The sequence below is a fragment of the Streptomyces pratensis genome (genome assembly GCF_037137275.1).
In the GTDB taxonomy this organism is placed as follows: Bacteria; Actinomycetota; Actinomycetes; order Streptomycetales; family Streptomycetaceae; genus Streptomyces; species Streptomyces pratensis_B.
Genome location: NZ_JBBBEN010000091.1, coordinates 105,230 through 121,527 on the forward strand (window position 1 = coordinate 105,230; position 16,298 = coordinate 121,527).

A 16,298-nucleotide genomic window follows, 5' to 3' on the forward strand; every position below is an offset into this window, starting at 1 on the left:
GGGGTCACCCGGCAGGCCGTGTGATGCGGGACTCTTTTCTAAGCGCCCGCTCAGGTCCCGGCGCCCGGCCTCGCGCGCCCTCCCGTACCCGCCCCCCGTACGCCTTCTCACGCCCGCGGCCTTGCGTCCCGGGGCCCTCGCGCCCCGACGTCTCGTACTCCGGTGCCCGATGAGGAGCGGGCGGGGTCCTATGCGCGGTCGGGGGCCGCGTCCGGGTGCGGATACGGGTGCGGTTCGGTGGAGGCGGGCAGGCGTCGCCGTCTGCGGTGCTTGAGCCGAGCCCACGGCGCGCGGGCGCCCGTGACCTCCGTACCGGCCTCGCGGGCCGCCTGCGAGGCCGCCTTCGCCACCGGCAGGATGTCCTCGCGGCGCGTCCCGTCCAGCCGGTCGGTCTCCGGCCACAGGCCGAGCACCGCGCACAGGGTGGGCAGGACCGCCATGGCCGCCGTGGCGTACCCCTCCGCGGACGGGTGGTAGTTGTCCGGGCCGAACAGCTCACGCGGGTTCGCCGCGAACTCCGGGCCCAGCAGGTCGCCCAGCGACACCGTGCGCCCGCCCTGCTCCACCGCGCCGATGGTCTGCGCGGCCGCCAGCTGCCGGCTCACCCGCCGGGCCAGCCAGCGCAGCGGCTGGTAGACCGGCTCGATGGTGCCCAGGTCGGGGCAGGTCCCGACGACCACCTCCGCCCCCGCCGTCCGCAGCCTGCGCACGGCCGTCGTGAGGCAGCGCACCGACTGGGTGGCCGGCATCCGGTGGGTGACGTCGTTCGCCCCGATCATGATCACGCAGACGTCCGGGGTGCGGGCCGGGTCCGCGAGCAGCAGGGAGACCTGCCGCTCCAGATCGTCCGACCGGGCCCCCGGCAGCGCCACGTTCCGCAGGTCCACCGGCCGCTCGGAGACCGCCGCGAGCCCCGACGCGAGCAGCGCCCCCGGCGTGTGCCCGGCCCGCCGCACCCCCTGTCCCGCGGCCGTCGAGTCCCCGAGCATCCCCAGCCGCAGTGGGTCGGACGGTCCGGCGAACGCCACTCCGTACCGCCCGTCCGCGCTCGGCGGGACCGGGGCCGAGCCGCCGCCCACCTGCTTCTTCGCGAGCTGGACCTCCGCCAGGAACACGCCCACGGCCGCCGCACCGATCAGCCCGACGCTGCCACCGCCGTAAGCGGCGCCCGCCGCGATCCGCCGTGCCACCCTTGCTCTCGACACAGTCCGGTCCACCTCCTCCTCGCCGTACAGCCCTCCATGTACCTACCTGCCCCGTCCGGGGCTCCGCGTACTCCTTCGGATACGCAGAGTTCCGTACGCAGAGTCCGCCCGGTACGCATACCCTGGGCCGGACCATCTCGGAGACCCCGGAGTACACGGTGCAATTCCACGATTCGATGATCAGTCTTGTCGGCAACACCCCGCTGGTGAGGCTGCGCAACGTCACGGCAGGTATCCAGGCGACCGTCCTCGCCAAGGTCGAGTACTTCAACCCCGGCGGGTCGGTGAAGGACCGCATCGCGCTGCGCATGATCGAGGCGGCCGAACAGAGCGGCGAGCTGAAGCCCGGCGGCACGATCGTCGAGCCGACCAGCGGCAACACGGGCGTCGGCCTCGCCATCGTCGCCCAGCAGAAGGGCTACAAGTGCATCTTCGTCTGCCCGGACAAGGTGTCCACGGACAAGATCAACGTGCTGCGCGCGTACGGCGCGGAGGTCGTCGTCTGCCCCACGGCCGTTGACCCCGAGCACCCGGACTCGTACTACAACGTCTCCGACCGGCTGGTCGCCGAGACGCCGGGCGCCTGGAAGCCCGACCAGTACTCCAATCCGAACAACCCGCGCTCGCACTACGAGACCACCGGTCCCGAACTGTGGGAGCAGACGGAGGGGAAGATCACCCACTTCGTCACGGGCGTCGGCACCGGCGGCACGATCAGCGGCACCGGACGCTACCTCAAGGAGGTCAGCGACGGCGCGGTCCAGGTGATCGGCGCGGACCCGGAGGGCTCGGTCTACTCCGGCGGCTCCGGCCGCCCGTATCTGGTCGAGGGCGTCGGCGAGGACTTCTGGCCGAGCGCCTACGACCGGAACGTCACCGACGAGATCGTCGCGGTGTCCGACAAGGACTCCTTCCAGATGACGCGCCGGCTCGCCAAGGAGGAGGGGCTGCTGGTCGGCGGGTCCTGCGGGATGGCGGTCGTGGGGGCGCTGGAGGTCGCCAGGCGGCTCGGCCCCGACGACGTCGTGGTGGTGCTGCTCCCCGACAGCGGACGCGGCTACCTCAGCAAGATCTTCAACGACGAGTGGATGGCCGACTACGGCTTCCTGGCGGACTCCGGTCCCTCCGCCCGCGTCGGCGCGGTCCTGGACTTCAAGGAGGGGCCGCTGCCCTCCCTCGTGCACATGCACCCGGAGGAGACGGTCGGCGAGGCCATCGAGGTGCTCCGTGAGTACGGCGTCTCCCAGATGCCGATCGTGAAGCCGGGGGCCGGACACCCGGACGTGATGGCCGCGGAGGTCATCGGCTCCGTCGTGGAACGGCAGCTGCTGGACGCGCTGTTCACCCAGCGCGCCGCACTGACCGACCCGCTGGAGAAGCACATGTCGGCCCCGCTGCCGCAGGTCGGCTCCGGCGAGCCGGTCGAGGACCTGATGGCCGTGCTCAGCGGTGCGCAGGGCGCGGACGCGGCGATCGTGCTGGTGGAGGGCAAGCCCACGGGCGTGGTCAGCAGGCAGGACCTGCTGGCGTTCCTCGCCCGGGACGCGGGCGCGAAGGCGTAGCCGGTGAATGCCGGGCCCGGCAGCCGTGGCTTCGCGCAAACGGTACGAGCACGTCACGTCCGCGCAGCACCCGCTTAACACGGCTCCGGCACCTTGGTGGGTGTCGGCGGGGAGACCCGCCGGCACCGATACGGCGACACGGACTACGGAGCGGCTCCCGGACCTCCACCGTCGCCCGGACGCGGGAACCCGGCCCTGACCCGGACCGCGTCCCTCGCGGGGACCGCCGTCGTCCCGCCCCCCGGGCGACCGGGGGTGCGGCGGCCCCCGCGACAGACTTCGGCGGGGCCGGGCCTCCCCCGTGGGCCCGGCCCCGGGCGGCCACCGGCCCCGAGCGCGCTACGACAGCCCGCCGGGCCGCGTGGGAGCGCGCCCCTCCACACGGGGGCTCTCCGTGCTACCCGTCGGATATGGCGGGCTCGCCGCGGCGGTGGAACAGGCGACGGGTGCGCGCCACCTGGAACGCGTTGACCCCGACGATGCCGAGCCAGGCCACCACCAGCCCCTCGATCCCGGCGTTCGCGACGCCTATCGCGGACAGCGGGACGGCCAGGACCAGGGAGACGATCCCCAGCCCGTTCCGCTCCCCGAAGCTGCCCGGCCCCGCCGGACGCCCACCCCGGGCGGTGGTCATCTGCTGCTCGGCGAGCTGCCGGCGGACCCGGCGGTCGAGCGTCGTGTCGAGGCGCTGCTCGACCTTCTCCAGAAACGAGTCGATGAGCGCGGTCTCGTACTCCGCTCCCAGCTCGCCGCGGGCCTGGAGGGTGGCGGCGAGCTCCTTCTTGAGCTCGGGGTCACGGGCTTCCATAGCGACCACGGTACGGAGCCGGGGCCCCCGTGACAGTGGGGCTAGCACCCCCTTTTCCGGAGGCTGGCCCCCCTCCTCGCCGCTTCCCGCACATGGACATGCAGCTGCCTACCTGGCTGAATGGATCTGCCGTGCCGGCCGTGGCACGACAGATCCAGCAAGGGGACAGCATGAGTGGGAGCAGCCCCGCCGCACGGTTGCAGCGGCTCTTCGAGGGGCACCGGCTCACGCCCACCCAACGGCGCATCGCGCACTGCATGGTCCGCCGCGCGGCCGACGCGCCGTTCCTGTCCAGCGTCGAGCTGGCCGAGCTGGCCGGGGTCAGCCAGCCGTCCGTCACCCGCTTCGCCGTGGCCCTCGGCTTCGACGGCTATCCGGCGCTGCGCAGGCATCTGCGCGACGTCGCGCCCGCCGACGCGGAACAGGAGGACGAGGGGGACACGCTCAACGAGTACCAGCAGGCCGTCCGCGCCGAGATCGAGAACCTCCAGCACCTCTCCGACCTGCTCGCCGACCCCGCCCCCGTGGAGCGGGCGGGGCGGCTGCTGGCCGGGTCGCGGCCGCTGCCGGTGCTGGGACTGCGCGCCGCCTCCTCGCAGGCGCGCGGGTTCGGCTACTTCGCGGCCAAGGTGCACCCCGACGTCCGGGTGCTCGACGAGGGCGGCAGCATGCTGCTCGACCGGGTCGACTCCGCCCGGCGGGCGGGGGCCACCGCCCTCGTGTGCTTCGCGCTGCCCCGCCACCCGAAGGAGAGCGTTGACGCCCTGGCGTACGCCCGGAGCCGGGGGCTGACCGTCGTGACGGTCGCCGACTCCGCCTTCGCGCCCGTCGCCGGACACAGCGACCTGCTGCTCCCGGCGGCCATCGGCTCCGGGCTCTCCTTCGACACCGTGTGCGCGCCGATGCTGCTGGGGCGGGTGCTGCTGGAGGCGATGTGCGACGAGCTCCCCGACGCCCAGGCGCGGCTGGAGGAGTTCGACGCACGGGCTGCGGCACGCGGCCTGTTCGTGGAGTGACGGGCTGACGGGCGGGGGCCTGGCGGTCCGGGCGGCCGCGCCCTCCGCCGCCCGCCGTTCCGCCGTCCCCCCGGCCGCCGGTTTCGGGGTTTCTCACGTATCGCTCATCTGCGGCCGTTAACCTCCGCGGCCAGAGGCACCGCGGTGTGCGCGGTGCGGACACGCGTGAAGAGAAGAGAGGTGCGCGGGTGGGACGCGGAGGGCAGTCGCTGGCGAGAGTGGCCGTGGCCGTACGGGCCGGGGCGGCGCCGCTGTGGTGGTCGGGTCTGGTGGCCGCGGCGGCGGGGGCGTTCGTGCCGGGGCTGTCCGGGCGCCGGGTCGGGCTGCTGGCCGGGGCGGCGCTGTTCCTGATCACCGCCGCCGTCGTGGCGTCGGCACGGAGCGGGCGGTACACAGAGCTGGCCCGGGGCGCCGACCGCGCCGGGCGCGGCGACTTCCTCCAGGACCGGGCCGTGACACTGCGGGCCTGGCGGCGCGGGCGCAGATGGTGGCTGCTGACGGCGTTCGTCGCGGCGGTCGCGTCGTCGTTCCTGCTGCCGGGCGCCGGGGGGCTGCTGCTCGCCGGCGCGGGCGTGGGGCTCTGGCTGAAGGCCGTACGGATCGGGCAGCGGGAGGGACGCGAGGACGTCCTGTACTGGGTGCGCACCGACTGGGCCGGGCACGGCAGCCCGGTCGGCAAGCGGGTGCGGGGGCACCGGACGACGGGCCCGGCGGCGGGGGACGCCGCGCCGGGCGGGGCGCGGCGCCGCCGCAGGTGAGACCGAGGGGTCCCGCGGTCCGGCCGGGCCGGACCGCCTCCCGGCCCCGGCACGGGGGCCGTCAGACCTCCAGGTCGGCTTCGATCCTCTTCAGCTGGTGGCGGGCCATCGCCAGGTTCGCCCGGCCCGAGTCCAGCACCAGGTAGAGGAACAGCCCGGTATTGCCCCGCGCCTTGAGCAGCCGGATCAGGTGGTACTGGGTGCCCAGCGTGATGAGGATGTCCTCGATCTCGTCCTGGATGCCCAGGTGCTCCATGGTGCGCAGCTTGGCCCGGACCACGTCCGTGTTGCCCGCGGCGGCGACCTCCAGATTGAAGTCCTTGCCGCCGCCGAGTGTGCCCAGGGCCATTCCGCTCGTGTAGTCGACGAGAGCGATGCCCGTGGCGCCCTCGATCGAGCTCATCGCTTCCTTCAGTGACGCTTCGGTGTTCGCCATGGAGGCTCTTTCCTTTCCGTGGCCGGTCGCGGGGACCGGGTCCGTTTCCGCGGTCGTTCCGCGGTCGTTCCTGCGGGGTTGGTGCGGGGGGCGTTCCTACGAGGGCTTCCGCGCGGCTTCCGCGTGGCGGGGCGCGTCCCGGGGGGTTGGGCGGTACGCGTGTGGGGGCCGGGCCGTCACGTGGGGCGGCGCGGCAGGGCGCTGCCCGGCGCGCCGGGGTGCTGCGGGGGCGCGGCGCGCGGTGCGGGCCGTTCCAGCGTGGCGTCGACGAGCTCGCCGATGCGGGCGGCCGCGCGGCGGCCCTCCAGATGGAGCCGTCCGACGTTGATGCGGTCCTCGGCCAGGAGGGTCAGGACGGCGGAGGAGCCCGCGGCGTAGGTCGCGACGTAACCCGCCTCGCCCCGGACCAGCAGTTCCCGGAAGCCGCCGCGTCCGGCGGCGTCGGTCATCCGGACGGAGACGCCGAGGGCGGCGGCGGTGAGCGCGGCGACGCCCTCCGCCTCGACGCCCGGGGTGTCGTGGGCCAGGACCAGTCCGTCGGTGCTGGCGGCCAGCGCTCCGGAGAGCAGCGGGACCCGGGCCCGTAACCGCTGGAGCTCGTCGAGGACCTTGCGTACCTCGGCCTCGGGCGCCATCAGCTGTCTCCTCCCGGCACGCTGTCTGAGCGCGCGTATCACAGGGCCTCCAATGCGTCTCGGAGCCGGCGCAGCAGGGCGACGTCGGGGTCGGCCGTCACCTCTGGGAGGGCGATCCGGCCGGGACCCGACGAGCCGGCCGGCGGCTGCGCGGCCTCCACCAGGCCTGCGGCGGCCAGCCGTCGCAGGTCGACCAGGATGTGGAACGCCGAGCGGCCGAGAGCCTGGGCGATGTCCGAGGCCGTGCGCACCCCGTCGGCCAGCTCCAGGACGCGGCGCCGGCGGGCCGGTGACGGGGCGTCGGCAAATCGTGCCGTCGTCCGGACCAGCGGGGCGCCGTCGCACGTGGCGTCGGGCCAGATGTCGTCCAGCAGCGCGCGTCGGCGCTGCGTCTCGCGCTGCACGGCGGCCGCCGGGACCGGCCGCACCGGACCGATCCAGTGCGACACCCCGTACCGGAAGCGGGCGGGCGACCCGGTCGGTGCGAGGGCGAAGAAGGCGGCGTCGTACAGGGCGCCCAGGTGGCACAGTTCCAGGGCCCCGCCCGGTACGTGGCCGCCGTCCACCAGGTAGCGGCCGACCCGGCGGTCCGCCCCGGCGTGCGCCACCGCGTCCCACCAGCTCTCGTGCCGCAGGACTCCTCCGGTGGTGAGCAGGACGTCGATCCCGGGGGTCGCCGGGCTCTCGGCGTGCACCACCTGGCCCCCGGCGAGGTAGAGCGTGCCCCGGTCGCGCATCAGGGCCCCCGTGGCCCGCTCCGCGGCGAGGCGCTGGAGCATCGGGGAGAGGACCGGAAGCGGCTCCGCCCCCGGCGTGCCGGGGGCGGCGGCTATCGCACTCACTCCAGCACCAGCCGCTCGGCCGACTCACCGAGCCGCATCCGCGCGAGGGCGAGGTTGCCGGCGGAGCGGTCCAGCCACAGGTGCAGGAAGATGCTGCTGTCGAAAGCCGTCTCGACGAAGCGGAGCAGGTGATAGCCGTCGCGCGTGGTGACGATGAGGTCCTCGACGGCCGTGCCGGGCGCCTCCTCCGGCCCCGCCGCCGCGCCCCCCGCGGCGAGGGCGGCGAAGGCCGGCTGTTCTGCGGCCATCCGGGCCACCTCGGCCGTCTCTGCGGCGGTGGCCTCGTGGTCGTCGTTGGGGGAGTCCCCGATGGTGCCGAGGGCGAGACCGCTCGTCCAGTCGACCACCGAGGCGCCCCGGGCGCCGGGCAGTCTCATGACGTCGAGCAGGCACTCGTCGATTCCGGGCACGCGGATCTCCCTCCCGACGCGGCGTACGGCTGTGACCCCGAGGCTACGCAACGTGCTGACGGCAGGAGGGGCTTCTGGCATTTTCCTTTGGTACATGCGGACCGCGGCGCAGGAAGCGGCTGAAATACGAGCAGCCGCGCGGTGCCCGGGCGCGGCGCGCCCGGCCCGTCAGCCCGACGCGGCGCCGGACTTCTCCCGGGCCGTCATCACCGCCCTGTTGACCGCCCACAGCCCGATCCCGGTCAGCAGCAGGATTCCGGCGCGCACGTACACGTCGGACCCCCGGTCCGCGAGCGGGCTCGCGAGGACCAGCGAGGTGAGCGCCCCGAGCACCGGCAGCGCTGTCGGCGTACGGAAGTGGCGGTGGCCCGCCGGGTCCCGGCGCAGTACCAGCACGGCGACGTTGACCACGGCGAAGACGCAGAGCAGCAGGAAGGACGTGGTGTCGCCGAGCCCCTCGATCTCGCCGGTGGACACCAGGCCGATCGCCAGGACGGAGACGAAGACGATGCCGGCCCAGGGCGTACGGCGGCGGGCCAGTACCCGGCCCATGGCGGGCGGGAGGATGCGCTCGCCGGCCATGCCGTAGCAGAGCCGCGAGGCCATCATGATGTTGATCAGGGCCGAGTTCGTGACGGCGAACAGGGCGATCAGCGCGAAGACTTTCGGCGGAAAATCGATCCCCCCGGCCTTCACCACCTCCAGCAGCGGGCCGCTGGACCCCGCCAGGGTGCGGGAGTCGACCAGCAGCGAGGAGACCAGCGCGACCAGGACGTAGAGGGTGCCGGTGACGCCCACACCGATGAAGATCGCGCGCGGGAAGGTGCGGGCCGGGTCCTTGGTCTCCTCTGCCATGTTGACCGAGTCCTCAAAACCGACGAACGCGAAGAAGCCCAGCGCGGTGGCCCCGAGCACCCCGGTGAGCAGCGCGTATCCGGTGCCGCCGGTTTCGATCTGGGTCAGCCGGGAGGGCTCGCCCCCGCCGTTCAGCACCGCGTACGCGCCGATCGTGAGGATCACCGCGAGCCCGCTCACCTCGACCAGGGTCAGCACGATGTTCGCCTTCACCGACTCGGCGACCCCGCGCAGGTTGATCGCCGCGAGGGCGAGGACGAAGAGGACGGCGATCAGGGTCGGGGGTACGGCGTCGGTGAACTCGCCGAGGTAGTCCCCGCTGAAGGCGCGGGCCGCCGCGCTCGCGGACGAGAGTCCGGAGCACATCACCATGAAGGCGACGACGAAGGTCAGGAACGGGACCTTGAACGCCTTCTGCGTGTACAGGGCGGCCCCGGCCGCCTTCGGGTACTTGCCGACCAGCTCCACGTACGAGGCCGCCGTCAGCAGCGCGACGACGAAACCGATCGCGAACGGCAGCCACAGGGCGCCGCCCACCTTTCCGGCCACGTTGCCCGTGGTGGCGTAGATGCCGGTGCCCAGGATGTCGCCGATCACGAAGAGGACCAGCAGCTTGGGGCCGAGAACGCGCTTGAGCGGCGGCGACCCCAGCGGGCCTCCCTCCCCCCGCCCTCCCGCCTCCTCCGGGCCCCGGGCCTCCCCCCGTCCGCCGGCTCCCCTTGCGCCTCCTCGGTCTCCTGGGCCTCCTGGGCCACCGAAGCCGGCTGACGCAGGGGTGTCGGGAGTGCTCATCGATGCCTCCGGTTCGGCCTCCGGCTCCGTAGGCAAAATGCCTTCCCGGTCGCGACGCGGGCCGCACCTGTTGACTACGACTATTCAGCGACTCAGGATGTGAATAGTTGTTCACCGTCGCGAGGAGGCACCGCCATGTCAGGACCCCGCCCCGTACGGGCACCGCGCGGCAGCGCGCTGACCGCCCTGGGATGGCAGCAGGAAGCCGCCCTGCGCATGCTCCAGAACAACCTCGACCCCGAAGTCGCCGAACACCCCGACAAGCTCGTCGTCTACGGCGGCACGGGGAAGGCCGCCCGCGACTGGCGTTCCTTCGACGCGATGGTCCGCACCCTCCGGACGCTCAAACAGGACGAGACGATGCTCGTCCAGTCCGGGCGGCCGGTCGGGGTCATGCAGACCCACGAGTGGGCGCCGCGCGTGCTCATCGCCAACTCCAACCTGGTGGGCGACTGGGCCAACTGGGAGGAGTTCCGCCGCCTGGAGGCCCTCGGCCTCACCATGTACGGCCAGATGACCGCCGGGTCCTGGATCTACATCGGCACCCAGGGCATCCTCCAGGGCACCTACGAGACCTTCGCCGCCGTCGCCGCGAAGAAGTTCGGCGGCTCGCTGGCCGGGACGATCACCCTGACCGCAGGGCTCGGCGGCATGGGCGGCGCCCAGCCCCTCGCCGTCACCATGAACGACGGCGTCGCCCTCTGCGTCGACTGCGACCCGCGTGCCATCGAGCGCCGGATCGAGCACCGCTTCCTGGACGTGCGGGCCGACAGCCTGGAGCACGCCCTCCAGCTCGCCGTCGAGGCCCGCGACGCCCGCCGCCCGCTGTCGATCGGGCTCCTCGGCAACGCGGCGGAGCTGCTGCCCCGCATGCTCGCGGAGGGCGCTCCCATCGACATCGTCACCGACCAGACCAGCGCGCACGACCCGCTGGCCTACCTGCCGCTGGGCGTCGACTTCGACGACATGGTCGGCCTCGCCGCCGAGAAGCCCGCCGACTTCACCCAGCGGTCCCGCGAGTCGATGGCCCGGCACGTCGAGGCCATGGTCGGCTTCATGGACGCCGGGGCCGAGGTCTTCGACTACGGCAACTCGATCCGCGGCGAGGCCCGACTCGCCGGCTACGAACGCGCCTTCGACTTCCCCGGCTTCGTCCCCGCCTACATCCGGCCGCTGTTCTGCGAGGGCAAGGGGCCCTTCCGCTGGGCCGCGCTGTCCGGCGAGGCGTCCGACATCCGCAAGACGGACGAGGCCCTCCTGGAGCTCTTCCCGGAGAACGAGTCCCTGCACCGGTGGATCCAGATGGCCGGCGAGCGCGTCCACTTCCAGGGCCTGCCCGCCCGCATCTGCTGGCTCGGCTACGGCGAGCGCGACAAGGCCGGTGAGCGCTTCAACGACATGGTGGCCGGCGGCGAGCTGGCCGCCCCGCTCGCCATCGGCCGCGACCACCTGGACTGCGGCTCGGTCGCCTCCCCGTACCGCGAGACCGAGGCCATGCTCGACGGCTCCGACGCCATCGCCGACTGGCCGCTGCTGAACGCCATGGTCAACGTGGCCTCCGGAGCCTCCTGGGTCTCCCTCCACCACGGAGGGGGCGTCGGCATGGGCCGCTCCCTCCACGCGGGCCAGGTCTCCGTCGCGGACGGCACGAAGCTCGCCGGCGAGAAGATCCGCCGCGTCCTCACCAACGACCCCGGCATGGGCGTCATCCGCCACGTCGACGCGGGCTACGACATCGCGCAGTCCGTCGCCGCGGACCAGGGCGTGCGCGTACCGATGGCCGAGGACCGCTGATGCCCACGGACACGCCGCCGGACGGGGCCACGCCACCGGACGGGGCCACGCCACCGGACCTCACGCCGGGCGTGGGTGCGGGACGCCTGCGGGGCGCGCCCGGAGCAAGCGGTCCGGGCACAGGTCGCGTCCCGAGCGCCCCCGAGGACAGCGCGTCCCACGGACCCCGCGCCCAGCAGTGGCGTGCGGGCGACTCCTTCCTCGCCCTGTGGCGCGGGCTGGAGCCCGTCGGGCGGCACTCAGGGACCGGCGGCTACCGGCGTTACGCCTGGTCGGCGGCGGACCTCGACTGCCGGGCCTGGTTCCGTGCGCAGGCGGAGGCGCGCGGGCTCACCCAGGAGACCGACCGCAACGGCAACCAGTGGGCCTGGCTCGGCGACCCGCTGGCCGGGGACGCCGTCGTCACCGGCTCGCACCTGGACTCCGTCCCGGACGGCGGGGCGTTCGACGGGCCGCTCGGCGTGGTGTCCTCCTTCGCCGCGCTCGACGAACTCCACCGCCGGGGCGTCAAGCTCGACCGGCCGCTGGCGATCGCCAACTTCGGTGACGAGGAGGGGGCCCGCTTCGGTCTGGCCTGCGTCGGGTCCCGCCTCACGGCCGGCCGACTCACCGTCGCCGACGCCCACCGGCTGCGCGACGCGGACGGGATCACCCTGCCCCGGGCCATGGAGGCGGCCGGCCACGACCCCGAGGCCCTCGGCCCCGACCCGGAACGGCTCGCCCGGATCGGGGCGTTCGTCGAACTCCACGTCGAGCAGGGCCGCGCCCTGGACCTGACCGGGGACCCCGTCGGCATCGCCTCCGCCATCTGGCCGCACGGCCGCTGGCGGTTCGACTTCCGCGGTGAGGCCAACCACGCGGGCACCACCCGCCTCGCCGACCGGCGCGATCCGATGCTCACGTACGCCGAGACCGTGCTCGCGGCCCGGCGCGAGGCCGAACTGACCGGCGCGCTCGCCACCTTCGGCAAGGTCGCGGTCGAGCCCAACGGGGTCAACGCCATCCCCTCCCTCGTACGCGGCTGGCTCGACTCCCGCGCCGCCGACCACGCCACCCTGGACGCCGTCGTCTCCGGCATCGAGCATGCCGCCCGGGAGCATGCCGAACGCGCCGGGATCGACCTCGACGTCGTCCGCGAGTCGTTCACGCCCGTGGTCGACTTCGAGCACGCGCTGCGCGACGAGCTCGCCCACATTCTGGGGAGCGCGGGCGACACGGGGCGCCCCGTGCCCGTCCTCGGCACCGGAGCGGGACACGACGCGGGTATTTTGTCCGCTGCGGTGCCCACCGCGATGCTCTTCGTGCGCAACCCCACCGGAATCTCGCACTCGCCCGCCGAACACGCGACCGAGGACGACTGCACGGCCGGGGTGAGGGCGCTCGCCGACGTACTGGAAGGTCTCGCGTGCAGCTGACGACTCGGGCCGCGGGAGCGCCCGTCACCGCGACGTACTGGATGGACCACGCCTGGCTCGGCACGCACGTCGAGCCGGGCGTCACCCTGGACGTCGCCCAAGGCCGCGTCGCCGGGATCATGACCGGCGTCCCGACGCCCCCGTCCGGAGCCACCGTGCTGCGCGGCCTGACCGTCCCCGGCCTCGCCAACGCCCACTCGCACGCCTTCCACCGGGCCCTGCGCGCCACCGTGCAAGTGGGCTCCGGCACCTTCTGGACATGGCGCGAGCTGATGTACCGGACAGCCTCCCGGCTCACCCCGGACAGCTACTTCGACCTGGCCCGGGCCACGTACGCCGAGATGGCCCTGGCCGGAATCACCTCCGTCGGCGAGTTCCACTATCTGCACCACGCGCCCGGCGGCACGCCCTACGCCAACCCGAACGCCATGGGCGAGGCGCTGATCGCGGCCGCCGCCGAGGCCGGAATCCGCATCACCCTCCTGGACACCGCCTATTTCGCCGCGGGCTTCGGCGAGCGGCCCACCCGCCACCAACTGCGCTTCTCCGACACGACCGCCGACGCCTGGGCCGAGCGGGCCTCCCTCCTCAAGGGCGACGACCACACGCTGATCGGCGCCGCCGTCCACTCCGTGCGGGCGGTCCCCGCCGACCAGCTGGGCATCGTCGCGCAGTGGGCCGGGGAACGCGGCGCGCCGCTGCACGTCCACCTCTCCGAGCAGACGGCGGAGAACGACGCCTGCCGCGCCGCCCACGGCCGCACCCCCACCCGGCTGCTGGCCGACCACGGGGTCCTCGGACCACGCACCACCGGCATCCACAACACGCACCTCACCGACGCGGACATCGAGCTGATCGGCTCGTCGTCCACCGGCACCTGCATGTGCCCCACCACCGAACGCGACCTCGCCGACGGCATCGGCCCCGCCGCGGCCCTCCAGAAGGCGGGCTCCCCGCTCTCCCTGGGCAGCGACAGCCACGCCGTGATCGACCTCTTCGAAGAGGCGCGGGCGATGGAGCTCGACGAGCGGCTGCGCACGCACGTACGCGGCCACTGGACGGCCGCCGCCCTGCTCCGGGCCGCGTCCGCCGACGGCCACGCGGCCCTCGGCCGCCCCGACGCGGGCGTGCTGGAGCCGGGAGCCCCGGCGGACCTGACCACCGTCGCCCTGGACTCCGTCAGAACGGCAGGCCCCGAGCCCCGGCTGGCAGCGGAGACCGTCGTATTCGCCGCCTCCGCCGCTGATGTGCGGCACACGGTCGTGGCGGGGCGTCACATCGTCCGGGACGGCCGGCACACCCGGATCGAGGACGTTCCCCGAGCGCTCGCCGCGGCCGTCGCCGCCCTGCACAGCTGACCGCACGACGCCCCGAGCACCCCGAGAGCCGCGAGCGTCCGGCGCACCGCCGGGCTCCGGCGCTCCGGGTGCTTCCGGAACGCAAGGAGAACAGCCTTCCGATGACGAGCACCGCCGTCACCCACATCGCCAGCCTGGTCACCAATGACCCCTCCCTCGGCAACGGGACCCCCCTGGGCCTGATCCGGGACGCGGCCGTCGTCATCGAGGGCGACCGCGTTGTCTGGACCGGTGAATCAAGCAAAGCACCCGCCACTGACAACGTCCTCGACGCCGCCGGCCGCGCGGTGGTCCCGGGCTTCGTCGACTCCCACTCCCATCTCGTCTTCGCCGGCGACCGCACCCAGGAGTTCGACGCCCGGATGTCCGGGCAGCCCTACCGCGCGGGCGGCATCCGCACCACGGTCGCCGCCACCCGCGCCGCCTCCGACGACGTGCTCAGCGCCAACGTCGCCCGCTACCTCGCCGAGGCCCTGCGCCAGGGCACCACCACCTTCGAGACCAAGTCCGGCTACGGCCTCACCGTCGAGGACGAGGCCCGCGCCCTGCGCATCGCCGCCCGCCACACCGACGAGGTCACCTACCTCGGCGCGCACATCGTCTCCCCCGACTACGCCGACGACCCCGCGGCCTACGTCGACCTGGTCACCGGCCCGATGCTGGAGGCCTGCGCCCCGCACGCCCGCTGGATCGACGTGTTCTGCGAGGAGGGGGCCTTCGACGGCGACCAGGCGCGCGCCATCCTCACCGCCGGCCGCGCCAGGGGCCTGCACCCCCGTATCCACGCCAACCAGTTGACGTACGGCCCCGGCGTCCAGCTCGCCGTGGAGCTCGACGCCGCCTCCGCCGACCACTGCACCCACCTCACGGACGCGGACGTCGACGCGCTCGCGCAGGGGAACACGGTCGCCACGCTGCTCCCGGGCGCGGAGTTCTCCACCCGCGCCGCCTGGCCCGACGCCCGCCGGCTGCTGGACGCGGGGGCTGTCGTCGCCCTCTCCACGGACTGCAACCCCGGCTCGTCCTTCACCTCCTCCATGCCGTTCTGCGTCGCGCTCGCCGTGCGCGACATGGGGATGAGCCCGGACGAGGCGCTCTGGTCGGCCACCGCGGGCGGGGCCGCAGCCCTGCGCCGCACGGACGTCGGACGGATCGCGCCCGGGGCCCGCGCCGACCTGGTCCTCCTCGACGCGCCCAGCCACGTCCACCTCGCCTACCGGCCGGGCGTGCCCCTGGTGAGCGCGGTCTGGCGGAGCGGGGAGCGCGTGGTGTAGCCGCCCGGCGCGGCGGCCGACCTCTCCGAGCGGGCCCGGAGGCCCGCAGGCGCCGCGCACACGGACCGGACATGCGGAAGGACCCGCTCCCCCGTGCTCGGGGCGGGTCCTTCCGCAGATGTCGCACTGTTCCGCGCGTCCCGGGGTGCGGGGCCGCGACCGGTCATTCCTCCAGGGTCAGGCCCTTGCGGAGCTTGGTCAGCGTCCGGGAGAGCAGCCGGGACACGTGCATCTGCGAGATGCCCAGCTCCTCACCGATCTCCGACTGCGTCATGTTGCTGACGAAACGGAGTGAAAGGATCATGCGGTCCCGTGAGGGCAGCGCGGCGATGAGCGGCTTCAGGGACTCGATGTACTCGATGCCTTCGAGGCTGTGGTCCTCGTAGCCGATGCGGTCCGCGAGCGCGCCCTCGTGGTCGTCCTCCTCGGGCTTGGCGTCCAGCGAGCTCGCCGTGTAGGCGTTGCTCGCCGCCATGCCCTCGACGACCTCGTCGGGGGTGATGCCCAGCCGCTGGGACAGCTCCGTCACGGTCGGGGCGCGGTCCAGCTGCTGGGACAGCTCGTCGCCCGCCTTCGCCAGGTCGAGCCGGAGCTCCTGGAGCCGGCGCGGCACGCGCACGGACCAGCTGGTGTCGCGGAAGAAACGCTTGACCTCGCCGACGATGGTCGGCATCGCGAACGTGGGGAACTCCACGCCGCGGCTCAGCTCGAACCGGTCGATCGCCTTGATCAGGCCGATGGTGCCGACCTGGACGATGTCCTCCATCGGCTCGCTGCGGGAGCGGAACCGGGAAGCGGCGAACTTGACGAGCGCGAGGTTCAGCTCGACGAGGGTGCTGCGGACGTACGCGTACTCGTGGGTGCCCTCTTCGAGGGACTCCAGGCGTTCGAAGAGGGTCTTCGACAGCGCCCGGGCGTCCAGGGCCCCGACCTCGGCGTACGGCGGAATCTCGGGGAGCCCTTCGAGCCCCTCGCCGAGGAAGTCAGGGGTGATGCCGGTCGTGCCGGCGCGCGGGCCGGGTACGGCGCTCGCGGCGGGGGAGTCGGAATTGGTCGGTCCCTGAGGACATGCCGACGGCGCATCGGGGGTACGCGCTTCGTCGAGCCGGGGTGACATGCTTCTCCTCCATCGTTCTCG

Annotated in this window: 15 protein-coding genes; 7 read left to right on the top strand and 8 right to left on the bottom strand. The window is 73.6% G+C overall.

All coding sequences use genetic code 11. From position 1 onward, the window contains the following. Positions 1–188 precede the first annotated feature (188 nt). Complete coding sequence (locus tag V9U70_RS16600) at positions 189–1,190, bottom strand: SGNH/GDSL hydrolase family protein (protein ID WP_336676131.1); 1,002 nt, start codon at positions 1,188–1,190, stop codon at positions 189–191. 173 nt (positions 1,191–1,363) lie between these two features. On the opposite strand from V9U70_RS16600, the gene V9U70_RS16605 reads away from it, so the two are divergent. After that, entirely contained in the window at positions 1,364–2,767 is a 1,404-nt protein-coding gene (locus V9U70_RS16605; RefSeq protein ID WP_336676027.1) for a cystathionine beta-synthase, read from the top strand. A 397-nt stretch (positions 2,768–3,164) separates the two neighbouring features. Here V9U70_RS16605 and V9U70_RS16610 read toward each other — a convergent pair whose 3' ends face one another. After that, on the bottom strand, positions 3,165–3,575 hold the full coding sequence (locus V9U70_RS16610) for a hypothetical protein (protein WP_336676028.1): 411 nt from the start codon (positions 3,573–3,575) through the stop codon (positions 3,165–3,167). Between the two features lie 170 nt (positions 3,576–3,745). On the opposite strand from V9U70_RS16610, the gene V9U70_RS16615 reads away from it, so the two are divergent. Beyond that, on the top strand, positions 3,746–4,591 hold the full coding sequence (locus tag V9U70_RS16615) for a MurR/RpiR family transcriptional regulator (protein WP_336676029.1): 846 nt from the start codon (positions 3,746–3,748) through the stop codon (positions 4,589–4,591). 218 nt (positions 4,592–4,809) lie between these two features. Continuing rightward, the gene (locus V9U70_RS16620; protein ID WP_336676132.1) at positions 4,810–5,349 is read left to right on the top strand and encodes a hypothetical protein; all 540 of its coding nucleotides are present in this window, start codon (positions 4,810–4,812) and stop codon (positions 5,347–5,349) included. Between the two features lie 61 nt (positions 5,350–5,410). On the opposite strand, the gene V9U70_RS16625 is transcribed toward V9U70_RS16620, so the two are convergent. The 5 genes from V9U70_RS16625 to V9U70_RS16645 form a co-directional block, all read right to left on the bottom strand. After that, entirely contained in the window at positions 5,411–5,785 is a 375-nt protein-coding gene (locus V9U70_RS16625) for a hypothetical protein (protein WP_336676031.1), read from the bottom strand. A gap of 176 nt (positions 5,786–5,961) precedes the next feature. Continuing rightward, complete coding sequence (locus V9U70_RS16630) at positions 5,962–6,420, bottom strand: roadblock/LC7 domain-containing protein (protein WP_336676033.1); 459 nt, start codon at positions 6,418–6,420, stop codon at positions 5,962–5,964. Positions 6,421–6,458: 38 nt separating this feature from the next. Next, complete coding sequence (locus V9U70_RS16635; protein WP_336676034.1) at positions 6,459–7,262, bottom strand: winged helix-turn-helix domain-containing protein; 804 nt, start codon at positions 7,260–7,262, stop codon at positions 6,459–6,461. After that, positions 7,259–7,672 (bottom strand): hypothetical protein, encoded by a 414-nt coding sequence (locus V9U70_RS16640; protein ID WP_336676036.1) that lies wholly within the window; start codon positions 7,670–7,672, stop codon positions 7,259–7,261. Before V9U70_RS16640 ends, V9U70_RS16635 begins: the two co-directional genes overlap by 4 nt. 168 nt (positions 7,673–7,840) lie before the next feature. Continuing rightward, on the bottom strand, positions 7,841–9,319 hold the full coding sequence (locus V9U70_RS16645) for an APC family permease (protein WP_336676038.1): 1,479 nt from the start codon (positions 9,317–9,319) through the stop codon (positions 7,841–7,843). Positions 9,320–9,454: 135 nt separating this feature from the next. On the opposite strand from V9U70_RS16645, the gene hutU reads away from it, so the two are divergent. The 4 genes from hutU (at position 9,455) to hutI (ending at position 15,160) form a co-directional block, all read left to right on the top strand. Beyond that, the gene (hutU, locus tag V9U70_RS16650; protein WP_336676039.1) at positions 9,455–11,113 is read left to right on the top strand and encodes a urocanate hydratase; all 1,659 of its coding nucleotides are present in this window, start codon (positions 9,455–9,457) and stop codon (positions 11,111–11,113) included. Continuing rightward, entirely contained in the window at positions 11,113–12,528 is a 1,416-nt protein-coding gene (locus V9U70_RS16655) for an allantoate amidohydrolase (RefSeq protein WP_336676041.1), read from the top strand. The genes hutU and V9U70_RS16655 overlap by 1 nt, the downstream gene beginning before the upstream one ends. Further along, positions 12,519–13,886, top strand: coding sequence for a formimidoylglutamate deiminase (locus tag V9U70_RS16660; RefSeq protein WP_336676043.1), 1,368 nt, complete (start codon positions 12,519–12,521; stop codon positions 13,884–13,886). Before V9U70_RS16655 ends, V9U70_RS16660 begins: the two co-directional genes overlap by 10 nt. A gap of 101 nt (positions 13,887–13,987) precedes the next feature. Beyond that, complete coding sequence (gene hutI / locus V9U70_RS16665) at positions 13,988–15,160, top strand: imidazolonepropionase (RefSeq protein ID WP_336676045.1); 1,173 nt, start codon at positions 13,988–13,990, stop codon at positions 15,158–15,160. 163 nt (positions 15,161–15,323) lie between these two features. On the opposite strand, the gene V9U70_RS16670 is transcribed toward hutI, so the two are convergent. Beyond that, positions 15,324–16,277, bottom strand: a complete 954-nt coding sequence (locus tag V9U70_RS16670; RefSeq protein ID WP_336676047.1) for an RNA polymerase sigma factor SigF — start codon at positions 16,275–16,277, stop codon at positions 15,324–15,326. Positions 16,278–16,298 lie beyond the last annotated feature (21 nt).